General features: G+C 72.6%; 23 protein-coding genes. 16 read left to right on the top strand and 7 right to left on the bottom strand.

Annotation, left to right across the window (positions count from 1 at the left end; genetic code table 11):
- Positions 1–107: 107 nt before the first annotated feature.
- Positions 108–2429, bottom strand: coding sequence for a putative bifunctional diguanylate cyclase/phosphodiesterase (locus ACWEOZ_RS01075; RefSeq protein ID WP_451908732.1), 2322 nt, complete (start codon positions 2427–2429; stop codon positions 108–110).
- A gap of 188 nt (positions 2430–2617) precedes the next feature.
- Here ACWEOZ_RS01075 and ACWEOZ_RS01070 point away from each other — a divergent pair, with 188 nt between their 5' ends.
- Entirely contained in the window at positions 2618–4705 is a 2088-nt protein-coding gene (locus ACWEOZ_RS01070; RefSeq protein ID WP_451908731.1) for an N-acetylmuramoyl-L-alanine amidase, read from the top strand.
- Here ACWEOZ_RS01070 and ACWEOZ_RS01065 read toward each other — a convergent pair.
- The gene (locus tag ACWEOZ_RS01065; protein ID WP_451908730.1) at positions 4693–5295 is read right to left on the bottom strand and encodes a sigma factor-like helix-turn-helix DNA-binding protein; all 603 of its coding nucleotides are present in this window, start codon (positions 5293–5295) and stop codon (positions 4693–4695) included. The genes ACWEOZ_RS01070 and ACWEOZ_RS01065 overlap by 13 nt on opposite strands.
- A gap of 163 nt (positions 5296–5458) precedes the next feature.
- Between ACWEOZ_RS01065 and ACWEOZ_RS01060 the strand changes: the two genes are divergently transcribed.
- The 6 genes from ACWEOZ_RS01060 (at position 5459) to ACWEOZ_RS01035 (ending at position 10972) form a co-directional block, all read left to right on the top strand.
- Positions 5459–5710: a DUF5999 family protein gene (locus ACWEOZ_RS01060; protein WP_451908926.1), complete on the top strand. Its 252-nt coding sequence runs from the start codon at positions 5459–5461 to the stop codon at positions 5708–5710.
- Positions 5711–5719: 9 nt separating this feature from the next.
- Positions 5720–8086 carry an ATP-binding protein gene (locus tag ACWEOZ_RS01055; RefSeq protein ID WP_451908729.1) on the top strand — a complete coding sequence of 789 codons (2367 nt, stop codon included), beginning with the start codon at positions 5720–5722 and terminating at the stop codon, positions 8084–8086.
- A gap of 77 nt (positions 8087–8163) precedes the next feature.
- Positions 8164–8529 (top strand): VOC family protein, encoded by a 366-nt coding sequence (locus tag ACWEOZ_RS01050; protein ID WP_451908728.1) that lies wholly within the window; start codon positions 8164–8166, stop codon positions 8527–8529.
- 57 nt (positions 8530–8586) lie between these two features.
- Positions 8587–9183 (top strand): ArsR family transcriptional regulator, encoded by a 597-nt coding sequence (locus ACWEOZ_RS01045; RefSeq protein ID WP_451908727.1) that lies wholly within the window; start codon positions 8587–8589, stop codon positions 9181–9183.
- A 1-nt stretch (position 9184) separates the two neighbouring features.
- Positions 9185–10426, top strand: coding sequence for an MFS transporter (locus tag ACWEOZ_RS01040; RefSeq protein ID WP_451908726.1), 1242 nt, complete (start codon positions 9185–9187; stop codon positions 10424–10426).
- A gap of 12 nt (positions 10427–10438) precedes the next feature.
- A complete protein-coding gene (locus ACWEOZ_RS01035) occupies positions 10439–10972 on the top strand; it encodes an NUDIX domain-containing protein (RefSeq protein ID WP_451908725.1) in 534 nt (177 codons plus the stop codon).
- A gap of 56 nt (positions 10973–11028) precedes the next feature.
- Here ACWEOZ_RS01035 and ACWEOZ_RS01030 read toward each other — a convergent pair whose 3' ends face one another.
- A complete protein-coding gene (locus ACWEOZ_RS01030) occupies positions 11029–11508 on the bottom strand; it encodes a TspO/MBR family protein (RefSeq protein ID WP_451908724.1) in 480 nt (159 codons plus the stop codon).
- Positions 11509–11538: 30 nt separating this feature from the next.
- Positions 11539–12711, bottom strand: a complete 1173-nt coding sequence (locus ACWEOZ_RS01025) for an FAD-dependent monooxygenase (protein ID WP_451908723.1) — start codon at positions 12709–12711, stop codon at positions 11539–11541.
- Between the two features lie 121 nt (positions 12712–12832).
- Between ACWEOZ_RS01025 and ACWEOZ_RS01020 the strand changes: the two genes are divergently transcribed.
- Positions 12833–13738: a GntR family transcriptional regulator gene (locus ACWEOZ_RS01020; protein WP_451908722.1), complete on the top strand. Its 906-nt coding sequence runs from the start codon at positions 12833–12835 to the stop codon at positions 13736–13738.
- Here the strand turns inward: ACWEOZ_RS01020 and ACWEOZ_RS01015 are convergent.
- On the bottom strand, positions 13735–14361 hold the full coding sequence (locus tag ACWEOZ_RS01015; RefSeq protein ID WP_451908721.1) for a TetR/AcrR family transcriptional regulator: 627 nt from the start codon (positions 14359–14361) through the stop codon (positions 13735–13737). The genes ACWEOZ_RS01020 and ACWEOZ_RS01015 overlap by 4 nt on opposite strands.
- Positions 14362–14414: 53 nt before the next feature.
- On the opposite strand from ACWEOZ_RS01015, the gene ACWEOZ_RS01010 reads away from it, so the two are divergent.
- The 4 genes from ACWEOZ_RS01010 (at position 14415) to ACWEOZ_RS00995 (ending at position 17349) form a co-directional block, all read left to right on the top strand.
- The gene (locus tag ACWEOZ_RS01010) at positions 14415–16046 is read left to right on the top strand and encodes a CocE/NonD family hydrolase (protein WP_451908720.1); all 1632 of its coding nucleotides are present in this window, start codon (positions 14415–14417) and stop codon (positions 16044–16046) included.
- A gap of 22 nt (positions 16047–16068) precedes the next feature.
- Entirely contained in the window at positions 16069–16437 is a 369-nt protein-coding gene (locus ACWEOZ_RS01005) for a PadR family transcriptional regulator (RefSeq protein ID WP_451908719.1), read from the top strand.
- A 2-nt stretch (positions 16438–16439) separates the two neighbouring features.
- On the top strand, positions 16440–17111 hold the full coding sequence (locus ACWEOZ_RS01000) for a hypothetical protein (protein ID WP_451908718.1): 672 nt from the start codon (positions 16440–16442) through the stop codon (positions 17109–17111).
- Positions 17112–17202: 91 nt separating this feature from the next.
- Complete coding sequence (locus ACWEOZ_RS00995; protein ID WP_451908717.1) at positions 17203–17349, top strand: hypothetical protein; 147 nt, start codon at positions 17203–17205, stop codon at positions 17347–17349.
- On the opposite strand, the gene ACWEOZ_RS00990 is transcribed toward ACWEOZ_RS00995, so the two are convergent.
- Positions 17339–19039 (bottom strand): alpha-glucosidase, encoded by a 1701-nt coding sequence (locus tag ACWEOZ_RS00990; protein WP_451908716.1) that lies wholly within the window; start codon positions 19037–19039, stop codon positions 17339–17341. The genes ACWEOZ_RS00995 and ACWEOZ_RS00990 overlap by 11 nt on opposite strands.
- 61 nt (positions 19040–19100) lie before the next feature.
- Here ACWEOZ_RS00990 and ACWEOZ_RS00985 point away from each other — a divergent pair, with 61 nt between their 5' ends.
- From ACWEOZ_RS00985 to ACWEOZ_RS00970, 4 genes are all read left to right on the top strand, one after another.
- A complete protein-coding gene (locus ACWEOZ_RS00985) occupies positions 19101–20102 on the top strand; it encodes a glycosyltransferase family 4 protein (RefSeq protein WP_451908715.1) in 1002 nt (333 codons plus the stop codon).
- Between the two features lie 150 nt (positions 20103–20252).
- Positions 20253–21404 (top strand): glycosyltransferase, encoded by a 1152-nt coding sequence (locus ACWEOZ_RS00980; protein WP_451908714.1) that lies wholly within the window; start codon positions 20253–20255, stop codon positions 21402–21404.
- Positions 21401–22483: a glycosyltransferase gene (locus ACWEOZ_RS00975; protein ID WP_451908713.1), complete on the top strand. Its 1083-nt coding sequence runs from the start codon at positions 21401–21403 to the stop codon at positions 22481–22483. The genes ACWEOZ_RS00980 and ACWEOZ_RS00975 overlap by 4 nt, the downstream gene beginning before the upstream one ends.
- 85 nt (positions 22484–22568) lie before the next feature.
- A complete protein-coding gene (locus ACWEOZ_RS00970) occupies positions 22569–24071 on the top strand; it encodes a glycoside hydrolase family 130 protein (protein ID WP_451908712.1) in 1503 nt (500 codons plus the stop codon).
- On the opposite strand, the gene ACWEOZ_RS00965 is transcribed toward ACWEOZ_RS00970, so the two are convergent.
- On the bottom strand, positions 24068–24658 hold the full coding sequence (locus ACWEOZ_RS00965; protein WP_451908925.1) for a response regulator: 591 nt from the start codon (positions 24656–24658) through the stop codon (positions 24068–24070). The genes ACWEOZ_RS00970 and ACWEOZ_RS00965 overlap by 4 nt on opposite strands.
- Between the last annotated feature and the right edge of the window lie 2 nt (positions 24659–24660).

Genomic DNA, 24660 nt, shown 5'->3' with positions numbered 1-24660 from the left:
CGCAGATTCCGGACTCGGCCGCTGATTCTGCGCCAGGTACGGGGTCTTGCCACAAGCCCCGGGGTGCGATATACGTTAGAGGTGGCGGAGAGTGGGTTGTCCTCTCCTCAACTTCCGGCCACCCACTTCTTCAGGTTCGCGGGCAGTTCCGCCTTGCCGTAGAGCCAGCCCTGGCCCAGGTCACAGCCCTGCTCGCGCAGCCAGTCGCGCTGCACCTCGGTCTCCACGCCCTCGGCGACGACGCGCAGGTTCATCGCCCGGGTCATGGCCAGCACCGCGCGCACGATGGGCTCGTTGGCGCCGTTCTCGCCGACCCGGCTGACGAACGAGCGGTCGATCTTGACGATGCCGACCGGTAGCCGGTTCAGATAGCTCAGCGACGAGTAGCCGGTGCCGAAGTCGTCGATGCACAGCGTCACGCCGAGGCCGCGCAGCTGGTTCAGGGTGATCAGCGCGGTGTCGATGTCCTCCATCACGCCGGACTCGGTGATCTCCAGCCACAGCTGGTCCGGCGCGAGCCCGGTGTCGGCCAGCACGTCGCGCACCACGGTGACCAGGGCGCCGTCGCGCAGCTGGCGGACCGAGACGTTGACCGAGACGTGCAACCGCCGGGCACCGGGACCGCGTTCGGCCGTCCAGGCGGCGAGCTGGGCCGCGGACTCGCGCAGCAGCCAGGCGCCGCTCTGCACGATCAGACCGGTCTCCTCGGCCACCGGGATGAAGTCCACCGGTGAGACGGCGCCCAGCGTCGGGTGCTGCCAGCGCATCAGCGCCTCGAAGCCGTCCAGCTCGTCGGTCGCCAGGTCCACGATCGGCTGGTAGTGCACGGAGAGCTCACCGCGGGGCAGGGCCCGGCGCAGCGCCTGCTCCAGGTTCATCCGGTCCCGGACCTCGTCGCGCAGGGACGTGTCGAACAACGCGTACGCGTTGCGCCCGCTGCCCTTGGCCTTGTACATGGCGGTGTCGGCGTCGCGGATCAGCTCGAGGGCCTGCGCCCCGCCCAGCGACTTGGCCACCCCGATGGACGCGGAGATGACCACGTTGCCGACCGACAGCTCGAACGGGCGGGCGAACTCGGCCAGCACCCGGTCGGCCAGCGACTCGGCCAGCGCGGAGTGCGACGGGCTGGCCGAGGCGATCACGAACTCGTCCCCGCCGATCCGGCAGACCAGGTCGGCCCCGCGGATCTGCGCGCTCAGCCGGCCGGCGACCGCGCAGAGCAGCTCGTCACCGACCTGGTGACCCCAGTGGTCGTTGACCATCTTGAAGCGGTCCAGGTCGATGAAGAGCAGGCTGATCTCCTGCTCGTCGGCGGCGGCCCGATCGCCCCAGGTCTCGATCGTCTCGGCGAGCAGTTCGCGGTTCGGCAGGTCGGTGAGGGCGTCGTGGGTGGCCCGGCGGCGGGTGGCCCGTTCGGCGCGCGCCCGCGAGTTGTTGGACCGCACCACGCGGGCGAACACGGCCAGGATGAGCAGCACGCACAGCACCGAGCGGACCACGCCGTTGAGGGTGGAGCCGGCCGGCACGATGGTGGTGATGATCGTCGGCACGACCACCATCAGGGCGATCAGGCCGGTGCGGATCTTGCTGAGGTCGGTGACGACCACGCGTTGCGGCTCGGTCAGCGTCCGCATGGACGGGTGCAGGCCGGCCGCGCCGACCAGCAGGAACGTCGCCATGAAGAGCACGTCGACGGCGTGCTGCGGCACGTCGGCCAGGGCGCCGTCGCGCAGCATGAAGAGGAAATCGCCGACGAACATGGTCGCCGACGCCGACAGCAGCAGCCAGAGCGACGGCTGGCGGGCGCCACCGGAGATCGCCAGCTGGGCGGCCAGCACCACCAGCACGACGTCGATGACCGGGAAGAACGAGTTGGCGATGCGCAGCGGGGTCAGGTCGGTCTGCGCCATCGACGGCACGATCAGGTACGTCCAGCACATGAACGCCGCGGCCAGCCCGACCAGCAGCGCGTCCACCCGGGCCGGGTCGTCGTCCGCGGCCCGCCGGCGGCGCAGCATGTCGGCGAAGGCGTAGCCCATCAGCAGGTAGCCGGGCAGCACGAAGGCGTCCGGGATGAGCGCCATCGAGGTCGGCGGGGAGGCACCGGCGCCCGGCACGACGACCCGCAGCACGATGCCGGCGAAGAACATCCCGGCCGACCAGAGCAGCAGGCGCCAGGGCTTGCGGTGGGCGGGGACGGCGATCCGGCGGACCGCGTACGTGGTGGCCCACAGCCCGCCCACGATCGCGATCAGCATCAGCGGGAGCTGCAACGACGCCGGCCCGGCCGCGAACAGGGTGATCGCGGTGGCTGCCGCGGCGATGTATGACCAGGCCAGCACGGCGCTGCGCCGGGGCAGCACCGGGTACGCCGCGGTCGGCGCGTCCACGTCGCCGCCGGCTCGGACGGGCGCCAGCACAGAGGTCACGTCCTACCTTCGGCAGAACGGCGCGACGCATTAACGAACCCCGTGCCCGGCACCCGGAACAGAGTGACCGGTGTCACGGGAATCGGCAACCCCACACATGAAAGCCACATACGTTTCATCCTGATCTGGCCTGGTCCGAAGCCTTTCGCGGGGGGAAACGCGTGGAGAACAAGACCCAGAGACGAGTCATGGCCGTCGTTGCCGGCACGGCGATGACGATGAGCGGCGCGGTGACCGTACTGGCCGCCGGAGGTGGTGCGGCGGCCCGCCCGGAGGCGTTGACCGCGCCCGCCACCGGGCCCACTCTGCAGACGATCGACCTGACCGCGGTGACCGGATCGCCGGTGACCGGGCGCAGCGCGTCGGCGGCCGGCGCCCGGAGCGTCGCGCCGCGTACCACCGGGCGGTTCAGCATGGTCGGGGTCACCTGGAGCGACCCGCACCGCAAGCTCGACGGCGTCGTGGAGATCCGCACCCGGCGGGCCGCCGACGGCGCCTGGACCGGATGGCAGCGGCTCGAGTCCGACGGCGCGTCGCCGGCCGAGCCGGGCTCGGGCGACGCGGAAGCGGCCCGGGGCAGCACCGACCCGCTCTGGGTCGGCGAGTCGAACGGCGTGCAGGCGCGGATCACCGGCGCCGGCCGGGCCCGGCTGCTGCCCGCCGGCCTCCGGATGGACCTGGTCGACCCGGGTGAGCCCGGGACGCCGGCACCGCGGACGACGCCGGCCGCCTACGCGTTGCCGGCGCCGGCCGGCCGCGCCCGCGCCGACGTCACCCTGCCGCCGCGACCCGCGCCGGCGGTGGTCAGCCGGGCCCGGTGGGGGGCCAACGAGACGATCGTGCAGGGCGCGCCCGAATACTCCACCGACGTGCAGGTGGTCTTCGTGCACCACACGGCGGGGACCAACAACTACAGCTGCGCCCAGTCCGCGGCGATCGTCCGCAGCATCCAGGCGTACCACGTGAAGAGCAAGCACTGGGACGACATCGGCTACAACTTCCTGGTCGACAAGTGCGGGACCCTGTTCGAGGGCCGCGCCGGCGGTGTCTCCCGGCCGGTGCTGGGCGCGCACACCCTCGGTTTCAACGCCCGCAGCAGCGCCATCGCGGTGCTCGGCAACTACTCCGGCACCGGCGTCCCGGCCCGGGTGAAGCGGGTGATCGCGCAGGTCGCGGCGTACAAGATCGGGGCGTACGGCAACACGCCGACCGGCCGGGTCGCGATGACCTCCAGCGGCAGCGACCGATACGGCAAGGGCAGCACCGCGATGCTCAACCGGGTCTCCGGGCACCGCGACACCGGCAAGACGGAATGCCCCGGCAACAGCCTGTACGCGCAGCTCGGCTCCATCCGCAGCATCGCCGGCGCCGCGCCCAGCGGCCTCGCGGTGACCAAGGTGAACGGCGCCACGAAGGTCGGCACCACCTACTACACGCGCGGCACGATCCGGCCGTTCTGGCAGGTCAGCACCGCGACGGCCATGCTGCACCGGTTCGATGTGCTGGTGGACGACGTGGTCACCGCGTCGGCGCCGCGGGCCGACCGGCAGCAACTGCTGACGCTGAGCCCCGGCCGGCACACCCTGCGCGTCCGCGCGGTCGGGCTGAACGGCAAGACGTCGATCACCAGCGCGACCGTGGTGGTGGACCAGACCCTGCCCGAGTTCACCAGCGGACCCAGCGTGTCGCTGCGGACCGGGTCGCTCAACGGGATCGTGCCCGTACGGGTGCGCTGGGCAGTCACGGACGCGGGCGGCCTGGGCAGCCTGGCCCTGACCGCCCCCGCGCCGGTCAAGCTGGCCACCACCACGACGACCTGGGCCGGCAGCGTCAAGCCCGAGGTCGAGACCTCGTACGGGCTGCGCGCCACCGACCGGGCCGGGAACGCGAGTTCGGTGGCTGTGCAACGCACCGCGTCCGTCATCGCGGAGACGGCCGGCGAACGGACCGGGACCTGGAGCACGGTGACCGGTACGGCGTACCTGGGCGGTCAGGCCCTGCGCAGCACGGCCGCGGCATCCTCGCTGAGCTGGACCTTCACCGGCCGCTCGGCCGCGCTGGCGGTGTCCCGCACGGCGGTGTCCGGCCGGGTCCAGCTCTTCGTCGACGACGCGCCGGCCGGGATCATCGACCTGCGCTCGCCCGAGACACTGCACCGGCGGGCGGTGTGGACGGGCGCCTGGCCCAGCAGCGCGCAGCACACGGTCCGGATCGTCGTCGAGGGCACCGCGGGCCGCCCCGGCGTGATCGCCGACGGGCTGGTCTACCTGCGGTGACCGCCGCCCTGCGGGTCGGGCCGGCCGGCGAGCTGCTGATCGAGCACGACCCGCAGGGACCGCATGGCGAAGTAGAGCCGGGACTTGAGCGTCTCGACCGGTACGCCCCGGGCCACCGCCGCGTCCTCCAGCGAGACACCCTGGTAGAACAGCTCGATCAGCACGTCCCGGTGGGCCGCGGCGAGGTCGTCCATGGCCCGGACGATGGTCGTCCCGGCACGCGGGGACGGCGGCGGGTCCAGCGGTTGCCGGTCGTCGTGGCCGGCCATCCGGGCACTGTCGCGCAGGATCGTCCGGGCGGTCAGCACCAGCCACGGGCGTACGGCCGAGGCCCGTTGCGGGTAGCGCGACGGGTCCTGGGCGGCGCGGTAGAGCGTCTCCTTGAGCAGGCTCTCCGCAGCCGCCTCGTCGCCGCCGGTCAGCCGCAGCACGTAGGTCTCCAGCGCTTCCCGGTGCGGTTCCACCAGGGTGTCGAACGCCGACCCGGCGCGCTGCTGCGCGGTGCGGGCGGCGGCGCTGCCCGGCGTCGGGACGAACAGGTCCGCGTGCAGCGGAGGATTACGAGGCCGGTCGGCCGCGTGGCGGCCCATGAGTGCCCCTCTCTGATGCGGTGAGCCTCCATGCTGGGCCGCCGGACCGCCCGCGGACACGGGAGAAGTACCCACGATCAGGTATTCGGGTACGGGTCGGGTAGTTCCCCCGTGTCCGCGCGCCAGGCCGAGGTGAACTGTTGGTCGCTGGAGGACCGACATGTTGTGCGTGCACATGCCGCCCTGTCCCGGGGCGACCCAGACCGACCACGAGGCCGCGCGGGTGGTCGCCACCCATCCTGAGCAGGGGTGGAGCCTGCTCTGCAACGGTGTGGTGACCTTCGACGACAACGGCGAGCTGCTTCCCGACGGCCGCGTCACGGCGCCGCGGGTGTGCGCCGGGCTCGCCCTCGCGGCGCGACCCGCGGTGTCCGTGGGCATCCACGCGACGGCAACCGGAGGTCACACCCACTAACGTGCTCCTATGAGCACCGCCACGACCGCGCGTGGTTCCCCCGGCAACCTGCCCGCCGAGGTGACCAGTTTCGTCGGCCGGCGGCACGAGCTGACCGGGGTCCGGCGGATGCTGACCACCAGCCGGCTGGTGACCCTGACGGGGGCCGGCGGCGTGGGCAAGACCCGGCTGGCCCAGCGCATCGGGCTGGACATGCGGCGGGCGTTCGCCGACGGCGTGTGGCTGGTCGAGCTGGCCGAGCTGCGCGATCCGGACCTGGTCGCGGTGACGGTGGCCGAGGCCCTGGGGGTACGCGAGGAGTCCGTCAGCTCGGGCGCCGCCGGCCTGGTCACGTTCCTCGCCGACCAGCAGGCGCTGCTGATCCTCGACAACTGCGAGCACCTGGTCGGCGCCTGCGCGGATCTGGCCGAGACCCTGCTGCGCAGCTGCCCGGGGCTGCGCATCCTGGTGACCAGCCGGCAGGCGTTGCGGATCGCCGGCGAGGCCACGCTGACCGTGCACCCGCTCTCGGTGCCCGACGCGGACGAGGACTGCACCCCGGCCGACCTGTCCCGCTACGAGTCGGCCAGCCTGCTGGTGGAACGGGCGACGGCGGTGCTGCCCGGCTTCACCGTCACGGACACGAACTGCGCCACCATCAGCGCGCTGTGCCAGGCCCTGGAGGGCATGCCGCTGGCCATCGAGCTGGCCGTGGCCCGGCTGCGGGTGCTGACGCTGGACGAGATCCTGGACCGCCTGACGGACAGATACCGGCTACTCACGGCGGGTGCCCGTAACGCGCCGGCCCGCCAGCAGACGCTGCGCGCCCTGATCGACTGGAGCTGGGATCTCTGCTCGGAGGCCGAGCAATTGCTCTGGTCCCGGCTGTCGGTCTTCTCCGGTGGCCTGGAGCTCGACGCCGCCGAGTACGTCGGCGCGGACGGGAGACTTCCGGCCGACGCCATCCTGGACGTGGTCGCGTCGCTGGTGGAGAAGTCGATCATCGTCCGGACCGGGGACGGTCCGCGGGCCCGCTACAAGATGCTCGAGGTGATCCGCGAGTACGGCGTCGCCCGGCTGGCCGCCGCCGGGGAGCAGGCCGAGGTCGCGCGGCGGCACTGCGACTGGTTCGCCCGGCTGGCCGCGTACGGGGACACCCACTGGGTGAGTCCCGACCAGGCCGCGCTGATGCGGCGGTTGCGCCACGAGCAGGCCAACCTGCGCGTCGCCCTGGAGTACGCGGTCACCTCGGCCGCACCCGAGACCGCCCTGCGTTTCGCCGCCGACCTGCAGAACCACTGGTTCGTCCGCGGTCTGCTCTCCGAGGGCCGGCACTGGCTGGACCGCGCGCTGGCCATGCCGGCGCCGCGACACTGGACCCGGGTGAAAGCGTTGCGGGTGGCCGGGTGGATCGCCTGCGTGCAGAGCGACCCGTCGCGGGCGCAGGCGCTGCTGACCGACGCCCGGTCGCTGGCCATGACTTTGCCGCCGTCGCCGGAGCTGGCGTTCATCCCGCTGATCGAGGGCAACATCGCCATGTTCGGTGGCGACCACGCCAAGGCGCTGCCGCTGTTCGAGCAGGCCCTGACCCGGTTCCGGGAGCTGGGCTCGCTCAGCGGGGAGATGTGGACGCTGTCGGTGCTGGGCCTGGCCCGCGGCCTGGCCGACGATGACCCGACCGACGGCTATCCGGACCTGCTGGCCTGCCGGGACCTGGCGGCGGCCAACGGCGAGGTGTGGTGGCGCTCGTTCGCGATGTGGGCCCTCAGCGTGCTGCGCTGGCTGGCCGGTGACCTGGCCGGCGCGGCCGAGGCGGCCAAGGAGAGCCTCGAGGTCGGCAAGCTGGTCGAGGACGAGCAGTTCAGCGTGGGCCTGTCGCTGGAGAGCCTGGGCTGGGTGTGCGCCACCGAGCGACGGGACCAGCGCGCGGCCGTGCTGCTGGGCGCGGCCGAACGGGTCTGGCAGGCGATGCACGCCTCCCTGGCGTCGTTCCACGGCCTGCAGGATCACCATGACGAGGCGGTCGCCACGATCCGGGCCCGGCTCGGCGATCGAGCGTTCGACACGGCGTTCCGGCGCGGGAGTGAGCTCAGCACGGCCGAGGCGCTGACCATGGCACTGGAACGCTCGGCTGCCCCCGGGGTCCCGGCGCCGCGTAAGGCCGCGGCCGAGCCCGCTCCGACCGCGGACGCCCGGCTGGCCGAGCTGGGGCTGACCCGGCGCGAGCGCGAGGTCATCACGCTGATCGCGCAGGGGCTGAGCAACCGGGAGATCGCGGCCCGGCTGGTGGTGGCCCAGCGTACGGCGGAGGGCCACGTGGAGAACATCCTGAGCAAGCTGGGCTTCACGTCCCGGGCGCAGGTGGCGGGCTGGCTGGCGGCCCAACGCGATACCTGACAGAAGGTGTCAGTCACCTCGGGCAGGATCGGTGCGTCGGCGACGATCAGCGCCGCCCGTACCGAAAGGCTCCAGCCATGCCCGGTTTCGCCTCCCTCGCCATGATCAATCTTGATGCCGCGGATCCTCCCGGCCTGGCGACGTTCTACTCGCAGGTGCTGGGCTGGGACGTCCTGCACAGCGAGGCCGAGTACGCCATGATCGGCGACGGCTCCACCAGCATCGGCTTCGGCCGGCTGCCCGGCTACTCGGCGCCCGGCTGGCCCCAGGAGACCGCCCCGAAGCGCTTCCACCTGGACTTCTACGTCGACGACCTGGACAAGGCGGAAGAGCAGGCGCTGGCCCTGGGCGCCACCAAACCGGACGAGCAGCCCACCCCGGACCGCTGGCGCGTGCTGCTCGACCCGGGCGGCCACCCGTTCGACATCTGCCTGCGTTCCTGACCGGCCGACTCCAAGCAACTGCTTGACGTATCCCGCCGCGCCGCGCAGACTCCAAGCATGTCCTTGGAGTCCAACCCGGCGCGGCGGGTCGTCACCGACCCCCTGGCCCTGCGCGCCCTCGCCCACCCGCTGCGGCTCAAGATCTGGAGCCTGGTCGGCCGGGAGGGGCGACTGACCGCCGCCGATGCCGCCCGCCAGCTCGGCATCAGCCAGGCCCTCGCCTCCCACCACCTGCGCCAGCTGGCCAAGTACGGCTACGTCGAACGCGGCAGCGCGGAGAACCAGCGCGAACGCCCCTGGCAGGTCACCGCCACCTCGCACAGGTTTGCCGGTGACAACTCCGCCGAGGGCTGGGAAGCCGCCGAGTTCCTCGACCGCTATCTCGCCGAGCAGGCCGTCACCCAGCTCGCGGAGTGGCAGGAGCGTCGCGCCGACGAGGACCCCCGCTGGTCCGAGCACAGCGGCGTCTCCCAGAGCCTGCTCTACCTGACCGTCGACGAGCTGGCCGAACTGGGCCAGGCCTGGCGCGACCTCACCGCGGAGTACGCCCGGCGCCGGCCGCTCGGTGACGCCGGGAGCCGCGGCCCGGGCGTGGTACCGGTCAACCTCACCCTGGTCAAGGCCCCGCTGCGGCCGACGCCGTCGGGCGGCTGACATGGGCCGGCTGCGGACCGTGCTGGGCGGCAACCCCGATCTGCGGCTGCTGCTGGCCGCGAACCTGGTCTCGCTGACCGGGGACTGGATCCTGCGCACCGGGGTCGCGTACCAGATCTATGTCCTGACCGGCTCCACGCTCGCCTCCGCCGCCGCCGTGCTGGCCTCCCTGCTTCCCCAGCTGGTGGTCGGCTCGCCGGCCGGGGTCTCCGCCGACCGGTGGGACCGGCGGCGGACCATGGCCGTGACCAACCTGCTGATGGCGGCGGCCCTGCTGCCGCTGCTGGCGGTGCAGGACGCCGGCCGGGCCTGGATCGTCTACGCGGTCATCGCGGTGCAGAGCTGCCTGGCGCCCTTCTTCGGCTCGGCCGAGGCGGCGCTGGTGCCGTCCGTGGTGCCCGCCGATCAGCTCGTCACGGTCAACTCGCTCAACGGGCAGGTCCGCGACGTGGCCCGGCTGGCCGGCGCGGCGCTCGGCGGGGTCATCGCCGGGCTCGGCGGGATCGCCCTGCTGGCCGTCGTGGACATCGCCACCTTCCTGCTGGCGGCAGCCCTGATCGCCGGCATCCGGGGGCGATCGACGCCCGCACCCGCGCAGCGCCCGCACGTGTTCCGCGAGTGGGCCACCGGGCTGCGGATGGCCGCCACCGGCCGGACGCTGCGGGTCTTCCTCGTCTTCACGCTGATCACCGGCTTCGGCGAGGCCGTCATGGGCACGCTGATGGCGCCGTTCATCCGCGATGTGCTGGGCGGCGACGCCCGCGCCTACGGCATCGTCATGGCGGCGCAGGCGGTCGGCGGCATCGGGGGCGGCCTGCTGGTGACGATGACCGGCCACCGCTTCTCACCACGGGCGATGTTCGGCTGGGGCGCGACGATCTTCGGCGCCCTGGACGTGGCGCTCTTCGTCTATCCGCTGGCCTCGCGGGTGCTGTGGCCGGCGATCACCATCATGGTCCTGGTCGGGGTGCCGGTCGCCTTCCTGGCCGCCGGAGCGATGACCGTGTTCCAGCAGGCGACCGACGACCGGAACCGCGGCCGGGTGTACGGCGCGACCGTCGCGGTGGACGGCGCGGCGATGCTGCTGGGCACGATCGCGGCCGGCGCACTGGGTGAGCGGGTCGGCATCCTGCCGGTCATCACCGCCCAGGGCGTGGTCTACGCGGCGGCGGGCGTCATGGTCCTGCTGGCGCTCCCCCGCGACACCACTGCGGTACGGCCGGACGTGTCGCTCGCGGCCTGAGATCATCGGGCGATGCTCGCCGACCTCATCGCCGCTCTGACCCCGTACGACGACCTCGCCGCCGCCCACCGGGCCGACGCGCTGGCCTGGCTGGCCGGCACGGACGACGTGTACCGCCGGGCCAAGCCCGCGACCCCGCCGAAGCACCTGGTGTCCTACGTGGTGCCGACCGACCCGGCGACCGGCGACGTGCTGCTGGTGGACCACCGCAACGCGAAGCTCTGGCTGCCGCCGGGCGGCCACGTGGAACCGGGTGAGCATCCGGCGCTGACGGCCGCCCGCGAACTGGAGGAAGAGCTCGGCCGGACCGGGGCGGCGGCCGAGCCGATCTTCCTGACCGTGACGGAGACCGTCGGAGTGGACGCGGGCCACACGGACGTGAGCCTGTGGTTCCCGGCCGAGGTGGGTCGCGACGAGCCGCTGCGGGTGGACGAACGGGAGTTCGCCGCGGTGCGGTGGTGGTCCCGGGCCGAGCTGGCCGCGGCCGACCCGGCCCGCTTCGAGCCGCATCTCGGCCGCTACCTCGCCGCCCTGGACCGGGGCTGACCCAGACGTCTCAGCCGATTCTCAGTGGCCGGCCGCGAGCATGTCCTCCCGTGGGATCAGTTGGCCGACCAGATGGCGGCGTTCAGGGCGGTCGCGAAGGTGACCCAGGCCCAGTACGGCACCAGCAGCCACGCCGCGGCCCGCGAGACCGGCCGGAACAGGAAGATCGTCGCGCCGATCGACAGCCACATCGCCACGATGTCGACCAGGGCCAGGCCGTACTGGCCGAAGCCGAAGAAGATCGGGGTCCACAGTGCGTTGAGCACGAGCTGCACGGCGTAGACGGTGAGGGCGCGGTTCCAGCCCGTGCGGCGCCAGACCAGCCAGCCGGCGACGGCGATCATCGCGTACAGGACCGTCCACACCGGGCCGAACAGCCAGGACGGCGGCGCCCACGACGGCTGGTCGAGGTTCTGGTATTCGGCCGCCGTGCCGGCGACGCCGAGGCCGCCGATCAGCGCGGCGGCCGCCACCGCGGCGGCGAACGGGAGCAGGCCCCACCAGGAGGGCCGGTGCACAGCGGGCGCAGTGGTCATGGACGGGAGATACCCGTGGTCGACGCTTCGCTAACTCGGTGCGACCGCGTAGTCCTTGAGGCTGATCCGCTCGGCCTTGCCGAACTGCCGGGCCATGAGCGCCCGCAGCGGCGGCCGGGTCATCATCCGCATCGACCCGGCCCGCACCGCGATCATCGCGGCCGAGTTCGGGGCGAACGCCCGCACGCCGCCCGGTGGCAGCCGGATGCCCGCCGCCACGTAGTGCCGGAGCTCCCGCTGGTACGCCGCGAACGCCGCGGCCGGATCACCGGGATTCCCGGCCAGTTCACCGGCGAGGACGTACGCGCCGACCAACGCGAGGCTGGTGCCCTGCCCGGCCAGCGGCGATCCGCAGTACCCGGCGTCACCGAGCAGCACGACCCGCCCGCGCGCCCACCGTTCGACCCGTACCTGACTGATCGCGTCCAGGTAGCAGTCGTCGGCGTCACGCAACGCGGTGAGCAGTGCGGGCACCCGCCAGCCGACGCCGGCCATGCGTTCGGCCAGCACTTCCCGGGAGACGGGCCGGGGCGGCGACGTGAAGGTCAGCGAGGCCGTCGCGGTGCCGGGACGGGCCGGGCGCAGACCGGCGACCCGTCCGCCCGGGGCGTTGTGCATCAGGAACCAGTGGTCCAGATCGCCGGGATCGGGCACGGTGAAATAGCTCGTGTACGCACCGAGGTGCCGGACGAAGTCCCGCTCCGGGCCGAAGGCCAGCCGGCGCACGGCCGAGCGCACGCCGTCCGCCCCCACCACCACGTCGAAGCGTTCGGTGCGGCCGGAGGCGAACCGCACATCGACCCCGCGCCCGTCCTGGGCCAGCGCGACCAGGTGGTCGCCGAACCGGTGCTCCACCTCGGGTCCGGCGTGGTCGTGCAGCACAGCGGCCAGGTCACCGCGCAGGATCTCGAGCTCGGCGACGATGCCCTCGCCACCGAAGAGGTCCGCGCCGAGTTCGGCGAGCCGCCGGCCGGAGCTGTCGACCAGGGCCACGCCCCGTTCATCGACGCACCGGGCGCGAATCGTGGTCAGCAGCCCCATCCGCTCGACGACGCCGCGCGCGGCCCCGCGGATGTCGACGGTCTGGCCGCCGGGCCGGGGCGCGGCCGCGCGTTCCACGATGGTGGCGCCGATACCGTGCCGGCCGAGCCAGTGGGCCAGGGCCGGTCCGGCGATCCCGCCGCCCGAGATGAGTACCCGCATGCTTCTCCCCCGCTCGATGCGTACCGTGTACGCGCAGCTTGCTCAGCCCAGCTAGAACAAGCAAACTGCCCTAGTACGGTCGGTCCGGCCGACGCCGGTGTACTAGGACTGGGGAGGCGCGGTGACGGATGCCGTACCGCCGTATCGCCGGATCGCGGAGGAACTCCGCCGCCGGATCATCGCCGGCGAGCTGACGCCGGGCGACCGGGTGCCGTCGACGCGGCGGCTGGCCGCCGACTCCGGGGTGGCCATCGCCACCGCGACCAAGGCGCTCGCGGTCCTGAGACAGCAGGGCTTCACAGTCGTCCGGCCCGGCGTGGGAACGGTGGTGGCACCACGGGCGACGGTCGCGCCGATCCGCGCGGCGGACGGCGAGCTGAGCCGGGAGCGGATCGTGCGGGTGGCGACGGCGGTGGCCGACGGGCACGGCCTGGGCGAGCTGTCGATGCGCCGGGTCGCGGCCGAGCTGGGGGTGGCGACGATGTCGCTGTACCGGCACGTGCCGGGCAAGGACGACCTGATCCTGCTGATGATCGACGCGGCCCTGGGCGAGGAGCGGCTGCCGGCCGTCCGGCCGGCCGGGTGGCGGGCCGGGCTGATCGTCTCCACCACGCTGCTGTGGCGGCTGTTCCGCCGGCATCCGTGGCTGGCCCCGGCGATGTCGCTGACCCGGCCGCAACCGGCGCCGAACGGGCTGCTGCTGGTCGAATGGGTGCTGGAAACGCTGGCACCGACCCGGCTCGACCGGCGGCAACGCCTGTACGTGCACATCCTGCTGTTCAGCTTCGCCCGCGGTATCGCGACGGCGCTGGAACCGGAGGCGGAGGCCGTGCGCGAGACCGGCGTGGGCAGCGACGAGTGGATGGGCTCGCTGGCACCGCCGGCCGCACTGGGCACGGACACCCTGCCGCACTTCGCCGAGCTGGTCGAGAGCGACGACTTCGATCTGGATCTCGATCTGCTCTTCCGCTTCGGCCTGGCGCGGCTGCTCGACGGTCTCGATGGGTGGCTGAACCGGCCGGGCTAACCGCCGAGCAGGCCCTTGATCATGCGCTGGGCGATCGCGTCGAAACTCGGCGCGGCGGCGGGCGGGTTCTCGGCCAGCACCCGGGCCAGTTCCGGGTACGCGCCGGTTGCCACCGCTGCCTGCAGCTGCTCGACGTGCGCCGCGATCCGTTCCGGGTCGGTGATGCCGGCTTGGGCCTGGGCCAGCTCGTGGGTCACGTAGCTGGCGACGAAACCGGTCAGCAGGGCCAGGATCTCCATCTTCGTGCCGCCGGGGAGCCCGGTCGGGGCCAGGGCGGCCAGCGCGCGTTCCAGGTAGCCGAGCATGTGGGGGCCGGTGAGCTGCCGGTTGGGCAGGGCGGTGGGCAGCCAGGGGTGGCGCAGCATCAACTGCCGCTGCCAGCGGACCAGGTCGAGCAGATCCGTGCCGTCGCGCTGCGGGTCGAAGGCGCTGATCTGGTCGACCATCTGGTCGACCAGGTCGTCCTTGTCACGCACGTACGTGTACAGCGACATCACCCCGGCCCCGAGCTCGGCCGCCAGCCGCCGCATGGTGAGCGCGTCCAGCCCTTCCGCGTCGGCGACGGCGATCGCGGCCGCGACGACCTGCGTTCGCGAGTGCTTGGGCGGGCGACCTCGTGGCACAGAATCCTCCGGGGTGCTATTTTCAGTACAACGTACGGGAAAGGGGTCCGGTCATGGAACGACTGCCATTTTTCCTTCGCCTGCTGCGCCGCCGCGCGCGGGAGGCCATGCCGTACGAGGTGCGGTGGGAGCCGGGGATCGAGGTGCCCGCGGCCGACGGCAGCCCGCTGATCACCGACCACTACGCGCCGGTCACCGACCAGGAGTGCCCGGTACTGCTGATCCGCACCTCCTACGGCCGCGGCTTCCCCTGGAACTCGCTGTTCGGCGCCTCCTTCGCCGCCCAGGGCTACCGCGTGATCCTGCAGAGCACCCGGGGCACCGGCGGCTCCGGCGGCGACTTCCACATCTGGCGCAACGAGGCCGCCGACGGCCAGGCGACGGTCGACTGGCTGCGCAAGCAGGAGTGGTTCCCGGGCGCCTTCGCGACGATCGGGCCGAGCCAGTTCAGCTATGCGCAGTGGGCCCTCGGCCTGGACCCACCACCCGAGTGGCGGGCGGCCGTGCTGCAGGTCCCCGTGCACGATTTCTACGACGGCATGTACCCCGGCCAGCACTGCGCGTTCCGGCTGGAGCTGGCCCTGGTCGCCGGCGTGACGTTCTTCCATCAGGGGGCGGGCACGGGCCGATACCTGCGGGCCCTGCTGCGGCTGGCGCGGCATCTGCGGCATGCCGTGCGCGGTGTGCCACTCCTCGACTCCTACCGCCGGGCACTCGGGGGCCGGCGGCCGGAGTTCGAGGACTGGCTCACCCACCCGTACCAGGACGACCTGTTCTGGGCCGGCGCCGACGCCGGGCCGGCGGCGGACCGGATGACCGTGCCGGTGAGCCTGGTCTCCGGTTGGCACGACCTGGCCCTGGACCAGACGCTGCGGCAGTACGCCCGGCTGCGCCGGGCCGGCCAGGAGCCGACCCTCATGATCGGCCCCTGGACCCACACCTCGCTGTTCGAGCAGGGCCGGGCCGTGGTCTTCGCGGACGCTCTGGAGCACCTGCGGGTGCACCTGCGCGGCGAGGGCGAACGCGGGACCCGGATCCGGGTGCACGTCAACGACGCATGGCGCGAGCTCAACGCGTGGCCGCCGCCGAGCACCCCGGTCCGCTACCACCTGCGGCCGGAAGGCGAGCTGGGCGAGCTCGACGCCGGCCGCACCACCTTCGACTACGACCCGGCCGACCCGACGCCGTCGTTCGCCGGCCAGCTGCAGTCCCGCACGGCCGGGGCCCGGGACAACAAGACCCTGGAGGCGCGGTCCGACGTCCGGACCTTCACCACCGCGCCGCTGACCACGGCCCTGGAGATCATCGGTACGCCCAGCGCGGAGCTGTACGCCGCCGGCAGCACCGGCCACTTCGACCTGTTCGTCCGCCTCTGCGACGTGCACCCCGACGGCCGCTCGGTGAACGTGTGCGACGGCTTCACCCGGCTGACCCCGGACCACGCCGACGCCGACCTGGTGACCGTGCCCCTGGGCGCGACCGGTCACCGCTTCGAGCCCGGCCACCGGATCCGCCTGCAGGTCAGCGGGGGCGCGCATCCCCGCTTCGCCCGCAACTACGGCACCGGCGAACCGCTGGCCTCCGCGACCGAGCTGGTCACCACCCGCACGACCCTGCACCACGATCCGGACCACCCGTCCGCGGTGATCCTCCCGCTGCACCGGGAGGTACTTGGCGCCGCCTAATACCGGCGCTATTATGTGACGCATGATAGCGACCGATCCGGGGGACGCCGAGCGGCAGACCCAGTTGCTGCGGGGGGCGCTCGACATGTGCCTGCTCGCCCTGCTGGCCCGCGAGCCCGCCCACGGTTACGAGCTGGTCCGCCGGGTCGAGGCGGCCGGCATCGACGCGGTCGGCTACGGCACCGTCTATCCCCTGCTGACGCGCATGCGCCGGCTCGGGCTGGTCGCCGACGAGATGCAGGCCAGCCCGGCCGGCCCACCGCGCAAGGTCTACGCGCTGACCGACGCCGGCCGCGCCCGGCTGGGATCGTGGCAGCAGCAGTGGGCCCGGTTCGTCGGCGTCGTCGACGCCATGCTGAGCGGCACCGTCACCGAGAGCCCGAGGAGCTGACCGTGGACCCCATCGACGACGCGCTGACCACCGCCGACCGCGCCTGGCGGCACCACGGCGTGCAGCGCGCCGACCGCGAGGCGCTGGCCGCCGACCTGCGGCTGGATCTGGAGTCGGCCGCCGCGGACGGAGTCGCCCCGCAGCAGCTGCTCGGCGAGGACGTGCCTGCGTTCGCGCGGCGGCTCGCCGACGAGGCCGGCGTCCGGCGGGAGCCACCGGAGCTGGGACGGCTGGTCGGCACGTCGCTGACCGGCGCGGCGCTCGGCGCGGCCGCCGGTTTCGCCTTCTTCCTACTGCTCTTCCGGGCCGCCGGGCGCTTCTTCGACACGCCCGGCCGCACGCATGTGCCGGTGCAGGTCGCCGTCGCGGTCTACTACGGCATCCCAGCCGTGATCGTCGTCGTCGGGGCGGTGGCCGCCGTCGGCTACCACCTGCGCGCGCTGCCGCGGATCCGGGCGACCGTGCACGCGATGTGCCTGCTGCTGCCCCTCGCCGGCATCGTCATCACGCCGATCACCATGGGCTTCGCCGCGCTGACCGGTTTCAGCACCTGGGCGCCCGTCGTGCTCACCGAGATGCTGCTGGTGCTGGCCGCGCTGACCGGCGCCACCGTGCTGGCCCGCCGCTGGGCGCTGCGCGAGCAGGCCGATGTGCGGCAGGCCAGCCCGGCCTGACCAGTACAACGGGATGGTCTCGGTTGTTTAGCTCGACTCGGCCGGGGGGTACATGCCGCGCCGCACCCCCCACACGAATTGAGGAACACCAATGAGCATCCAGGCTCTCTTCTACATCATCGCCGTCATCCTGCTCGTGCTCGCCGCGCTGCCGATCGGCACCCGGGGCGTCTCGCTGGCCCTGCTCGGCGCCGCTTTCGCGCTGCTGGCCTTCTCCTGGGACACGATCACCGGCTGATCCGGCGGTAGATGACGGCCTGCCACGGCTGCAGGACCAGATCCTCGGGCGCCGCGGCGTTGGTGAGCAGCAGTTCCGCTGCTCCCCACGCCGCGGCGTCGTCGATCTCGGCCCGGACGGTCTCCCCCGAGAAGTTGCCGATGACCAGCAACGTCGTGTCGCCGTGGGCCCGGGTGAAGGCGTACAGCCGCTCGTCGTGCGGCAGCAGCATCGTGAAGTCGCCGTAGACGACCGCCGGTTCCTCGTGCCGCAGCGCGATCAGCTTGCGGTAGAAGTGGTAGACCGAGTCCGGGTCCTTGACCGCGGCCTCCGCGTTCACCTCGATGTGGTTCGGGTTGACGGCCAGCCAGGGCCGGCCGGTCGTGAAGCCGGCCTGCGGCGAGGCGTCCCACTGCATCGGCGTCCGCGCATTGTCCCGACCGCGGGCCCGCAGCACCGTCAGCACGTCCTCCGGGGAGCGGCCCTCCTGCTCGACGGCCTGCACGTACTGGCCCAGGGCCTCGATGTCGCGGAAGTCGGCGATGGTGGCGAACGGCGCGTTCGTCATCCCCAGCTCCTCGCCCTGATAGACGTACGGCGTCCCGCGATGCAGGTGCAGCACCGCGCCCAGCATCTGCGCCGACCGGACCCGGTACCGCGGTGAGTCGTCACCGAAGCGGGAGACCACCCGGGGCTGGTCGTGGTTGTTCCAGTAGAGACTGTTCCAGCCGACCCCGGCCAGCCCGGACTGCCAGCGGCCCAGGATCGCCTTGAGGTCGGTGAGCCGCAACGGGTACAGCAGCCAGGGATCCGCGCCCCGGTCGACCCAGACGTGGTCGAACTGGAAGACCATGTCGACCTCGCCGCGGGCCGGGTCGGTGAACAGCTTCGCCTCGTCGATCGTCACGCCCGGCATCTCGCCCACGGTCAGCAGCTCCTGCGAGCGGCCGGCGAAGACCCGCTCGTGCATCTCGTGCAGGAACTCGTGGATCCGCGGGCCGTTCATGTAGGACGCCGAGCCGTCCCCGTACGCGATCCCGGGCCGCACCGGGCCGTCCGGCAGGGTGGTGTCCTTGGAGATGTAGTTGATGACGTCCATCCGGAAGCCGTCCACGCCGCGGTCCAGCCACCAGTTCATCATCGTGTAGACCGCCTCGCGGACCTCCGGGTTCTCCCAGTTGAGGTCGGGCTGCTTGCGGCTGAACAGGTGCAGGTAGTACTCGCCGGTGGCCGGGTCGTACTCCCAGGCCGGGCCCCCGAACGCCGCACCCCGGTTGGTCGGCTCGGCGCCGGGGGTACCGGGCTCCATGCCGTCGCGGGCCGGGCGCCACCAGTACCAGTCGCGCTTCGGGTTGTCCTTCGACGAGCGGCTCTCGGCGAACCACGGGTGCTCGTCCGAGCTGTGGTTCACCACCAGATCCATGATCAGTTTCATGCCGCGGGCGTGCACCCCGGCCAGCAGCTCGTCGAAACCGGCCAGGTCGCCGAAGACCGGATCGATGTCCTGGTAGTCGCTGATGTCGTAGCCGTTGTCGTCCTGCGGCGACGGGTAGACCGGGGACAGCCAGATCACGTCCACGCCCAGACCCGCGAGGTGGTCCAGGTGCGCGCTGATCCCGCGCAGGTCACCCAGGCCGTCCCCGTCGGAGTCGGCGAAGCTGCGCGGATAGATCTGGTAAACGACGGCGCGGTGCCACCAGGGGTTCTGCATAGTCACTCCTTAACACGGGAACCGCCCGCGAAACACCCGTTCCGCTCCCATACTGGGGCGCATGAGAGTGGCGCTGCTCGGACCGGTCGCCTGGCGCACCCCGCCGGTTCACTACGGACCCTGGGAGCTGATCACCAGTCTGCTCGCCGAGGGCCTGACCGCCCGCGGGATAGACGTGACGCTGTTCGCCACGCTCGACTCGGTCACCAAGGCCACTCTCGACGGCATCTGCCCGAGCGGCTACGAGGACACCCCGGAGCTCGACGGCCGGGTCTGGGAGGCCCTGCACGTCTCGTACGCGCTGGAGCGCTCCGGCGACTTCGACCTGGTCCACAACCACCTCGACTGGCTGCCGCTGGCGTTCTCGGCGCATTGCCGGGCGCCCATGCTGACCACGGTGCACGGCTTCTCGGGGCCGAACATCCTGCCGGCGTACCGGCGGGGCCGGTCACACTTCGTCTCCATCTCGGACGCCGACCGCTCCCCTGACCTGGACTACCTGGCCACCGTCTACCACGGCGTCGACCTGGAAGGGCTGCCGTTCGATCCGGCGGGCGGGGACGGCCTGGTCGCGTTCGGGCGCATCCACCCGGACAAGGGCACGCACACCGCCATCGAGATCGCCCGCCGGGCCGGCCGCCGGCTGACGCTCTGCGGGATCGTGCAGGACCGGCGCTACTTCGCCGAGCAGGTGGAACCGCACATCGACGGGGACCGGGTGGTCTACCTGGGCTCGGTCGGACCGGCGCAACGGGCCGCGATCCTCGGGGGCAGCGCCGCCCTGTTGCACCCGATCCTGTTCGCCGAACCGTTCGGGCTCTCCGTGGTGGAGTCGATGATCTGCGGGACGCCCGTGGTGGCGTACCGCAAGGGTTCGATGCCCGAGGTGGTCGACGAGGGTCTCACCGGCCGGCTGGTCGACGACGTCGATCAGGCCGTGGCCGCGGTGGCCGACGTCGCCCGGCTGGACCGCTCGGCCTGCCGGGCGAGGGCCCGCTCGCGCTTCGGCGCGGACCGCATGGTCGAGGACTACCTGGCGATTTACCGCGATCTGGTCGGCTGAACAGCCGTTCTTGTTAATGTCTTATTACCGAATTGCGGCATTTTCTTACCGTCCGTCGCCGCCGAAAGCTGAAGCGTGCGCTCACGCTCCACGCCCGCGCGCGCCGGTTTGTGCTGCGGGGAGGCAGCCTCTGATCAGAAAGGCCCGTCAATGCCCGCGACCTACGGTTTCCTGAGCACCTATCCCCCCACCCAATGCGGTCTGGCGACGTTCAACGCGGCGCTCGCCAGTCACCTGACGGGCGGCACGCCCGGCAGCGGTGTGGTCCGGCTGCTCTCCGCCGACGCCGTCGGGGGCGGGCTGGCGGTCGACCGTACGGCGCCGCGGGTCGCGCACACCTGGCACACCGACACCTCAGGCGGCTGGGTGGCCGCGGCCAACGTGCTCAACCGCTTCGACGTCGCGATCGTCCAGCACGAGTACGGCATCTACCCCGGCGTCGACGGCGACGAGGTGCTGCCGCTGCTGCGCGCCCTCAAGGTGCCGACGATCGTCGTGCTGCACACCGTGCTCAGCACGCCGTCGATCACCCAGCGCGTCGTGCTGGAACGCATCGTGGCCGCCGCCGACGCCGTGGTCACCATGACCGACACGGCCCGGCAGCGCCTGAGCGCCGGCTACCGGATCGACGCCCGCAAGGTCACGGTCATCCCGCACGGCGCCGGCAGCCACTCCAGCGCCCCGCGCGAGGCCCACGACGTCCCGCACCTGCTCACCTGGGGGCTGCTCGGGCCCGGCAAGGGCATCGAGTGGGCGCTGCGCTCGCTCGCCCTGCTGCGCGACCTCAGCCCGATGCCCGCGTACACGGTGGCCGGACGGACCCACCCCAAGGTGCTCGAGCACCACGGCGACGTCTACCGCGAGTCGCTCAAGGCACTGGCCGCCGAGCTGGGCGTGGCCGACGCCGTCCGGTGGGACGACGTCTACCACGACCAGGCGACGCTGAGCCGGCTGATCCGCTCGGCCGACGTGGTGGTGCTGCCGTACGACTCCACCGAGCAGGTCACCTCCGGGGTGCTCATCGAGGCCGTCGGCGCCGGGGTGCCCGTGGTGGCCACCGAGTTCCCGCACGCGGTGGAACTGCTCGCCGACGGGCCCGGCCTGCTCGTACCGCACCAGGACCCGCCGGCCATGGCCGCCGCGATCCGGCACCTGCTGTCCACCCCGGACGCGGCGCCGCATCTCAACGGACTCGACGGCGCCCCGACCCTGCGCTGGCCCGCCGTGGCCGCCCGCTACCAGGCCCTGGCCACCCGTCTGGTGCAGGACCGCACGCCCGCCACCGCCCCTGTACCCGCGTGAGCGTCTCGCTGCGGCTCGTGCCGCCGCCGATCCGGCTCGTCGACGCACCCGAACCGAACTGGTCCCAGATCGCCCGGCTCTCCGACGACACCGGGCTGCTCGAACACGCCCGGCACGCCACCCCGCGGCGCGAGCACGGCTACTGCGTCGACGACGTGGCCCGCGGGCTGCTCGTGGCCAGCCGGGAACCGCAGCCCACCGCCCTGGTGGCCGGGCTGGCCGAACGCTACCTGGGCTTCCTCACCCACGCCCTGACCCCGGACGGCCGGTGCCACAACCGGCTCAGCTACGACCGGCGCTGGCTGGACGAGCCCGACCTGGGCGACTGGTGGGGCCGGGCGGTGTGGGCGCTGGGCACGGCGGCCGGTCGCTGCCCGGTGCCGTGGATCCGGGCGGAGGCCCGTACGGCGTTCACCATCGCGGCGCGCAAGCGCTCACCCTGGCCCCGGGCGATGGCCTTCGCCGGCCTGGGCGCGGCCGAGGTGCTGCGCGCCGACCCGCGCGCCGGCACGGCGGCCGAACTGCTCGGCGACGCCGCCACCGTGGTCGGGCTGCCCGACTCCGACCCCGAATGGGTGTGGCCGGAACGCGAACTGACCTACGCCAACCCGGCCCTGGCCGAGGTCCTCATCGCCGCCGGTGACCTGCTCGGCGACGAGCCGCTGCTCACCGACGGGCTGCGGATGCTGAGCTGGCTGTGCCGGACGCAGGAGCACCAGGGCCACCTGTCCACTGTGCCGGTCGGCGGCTGGCGGCCGGACGTCCCTCGGCACCGCTACGACCAGCAGCCGATCGAGGCCGCCGCGACGGCCGACGCCTGCGCCACCGCGGGGGCGGTGACCGGGGACGACCGCTGGGACGCGCCGCTGTTCCAGGCCATCGCCTGGTTCCTGGGCGACAACGACTCCGGCACCGTCATGTACGACCCCCTGACAGGTGGCGGGTATGACGGATTGACCCCGAACGGGCCTAACCTGAATCAAGGCGCCGAATCCACCCTCGCACTCGTCTCCACCCTCCAGCACGCCCGCGCGCTGGCCGGGCGGAGCGCGACCCGACCCTCAGGCGGGCTGGCATGACCGATTGCACCGAGCGTCACCCCCCGGCGGCAGGCCACGGCCGCGACCGTGAGGGCCATGAGGACATGCCGAAGGAGGCTCAGTCATGACGGCAACGATGGATCCTCAGGATGTCCGGACCACCACTCTCGCCCAGCGGCACGCGCTCACCATGCAGCCCGACGGCCGGCGGGTCGTCATCAAGCTCTTCGTGCCCGGTGAGGACGCCCAGCTCGGGCAGAACCGGGCCTCATTGATCATCGAGCGGATCCTGCAGCTCGACGAGGACGAGATCACCCGGCTGCTCGACGACGTGCTGGCCCGCTTCTCCGGGCGCCACCACGACATCTGCGCCACCTTCCAGCACCACTACGACCTGGTGCAGCACCGGGTGCCGCCGGACATCGAGCTCTCCCCCAGCGCCCGGGCGCTGATCGGGGCCTACTTCAGCCACGAGTTCTCCGTCGAGGCGGCGGCGCTGTGCAACCCGTCGATGGTGCCGCACCCCGATCAGAGCGATCTGGCGCCGGGCGAGCTGCGGGCGGCGATCAGCCTGCGGCAGATCGGCGAGGGGCACATCTCCTCGGTGGGCTTCTGCTCGGCGGTGCTCGGCCCGGACGACCGGATCCGGCTCGAGGACCGCGACGGCCCGCTGATGATCGGCCAGCGGGTCGGCGCCAAGCACCACCGGGACCTGCTCGCCGCCGGGCTGGCCGAGGAGGACCTGGACAACGAGATCACCGCCACCGTGCTTTCCTCGCTGCCCGACCGCTACGACGACGAGGAATTCGAGGACGTCCTCGGCCATCTGCCCGGCGAGCTGCTGGCCCGGCCCACCGCCAACGAGTCGCTGGAGGCCATCCGGCGCATCGTGGCCAGCGACTACGCGGTGACCTTCCCGGCCACGGTGCCGCTGCACGAGCGGGTGCTGTGGCCGGCCACCCCGGCCGAGAGCAACGGCATGGAGGACGCCCGCTTCGTGCAGGTCGAGGAGCCGGACGGGCGGATGGCGTACCACGCCACCTACACCGCGTACGACGGGCGGCACATCGGCGGGCGGATGATGCACACCCGCGACCTGCGGCACTTCGAGGTCACCGCGCTGCGCGGCCCGGCGGCCCGCAACAAGGGCATGGCGCTGTTCCCGCGTACGGTGAACGGCCGGCACCTGGCGCTGTGCCGCTCCGACGGCGAGACCCTGGGGCTGAGCACCCGCGACGAGCAGAACCGCTGGCAGGACGCGGTGCCGCTGCTGATGCCGCACCGCGGCTGGGACCTGATCCAGGTCGGCAACTGCGGGTCGCCGGTGGAGACCCCGGCGGGCTGGCTGGTGCTGACCCACGGGGTGGGCCCGATGCGGCGGTACGCGATCGGCGCGATGCTGCTCGACCTCGACCACCCGGAGCGGGTCATCGCCGACCTGCCGCACGGACTGCTGGAGCCCGACGAGACCGAGCGCGAGGGGTACGTCCCCAACGTCGTCTACTCCTGCGGCGGGCTGGTGCACGCGGGGCGGTTCTGGCTGCCGTACGGGGCCAGCGACGTCCGGGTCGGCTTCGCCAGCATCCCGCTCGACGACCTGCTCGCCGCGATGGTCCCGGTCGTCTAACGCGCGTCGTGCACCAGCAGGGCGACCTGGACCCGGTTCGTCAGGTCGAGTTTGGTGAGGATGCGCGACACGTACGCCTTGACCGTGGCCGTGCTCATCCGCAGGGCCGTACCGATCTCCTGGTTGGTGCGGCCCTGCGCCACGAGCAGCGCGACGTCGTGTTCGCCCGGGCTGAGCCGCTGCAGCGCCACGCGGGCCCGGTCGCGTCCCGGGTCGTGCGCCGCGGCCGCGACGTGGTTCATCATCCGGCGCAGCACCTCGGGCGAGAGCATCGGCTCGCCCGCGGCGACCCGGCGCACCGCCCGCGCGATCTCCTCGGGCGGGGTGTGCTTGAGCAGGAAGCCGCTGGCGCCGGCGCGCATCGCCCGCAGCACGTGCGCGTCGGTGTCGAACGTGGTCAGCACGATCACCTCGGGCGGTTCGCGGCGGGCGCGCAGCGACTCGGTGGCGGTGAGACCGTCCATGCCGGGCATCCGGATGTCCATCAGCACCACGTCCGGGCGGTGGGTGCCGACCGCGGCGGCGACCTCCGTGCCGTCGGCGACCGCGGCGGCCACCTCGATGCCGTCGAACGCGGCCAGCATCATCG

Source organism: Actinoplanes sp. NPDC004185 (assembly GCF_053603475.1).
The sequence above is the reverse complement of the archived record's forward strand: the minus strand, read 5'-3'. Positions and strand labels throughout refer to the sequence as shown.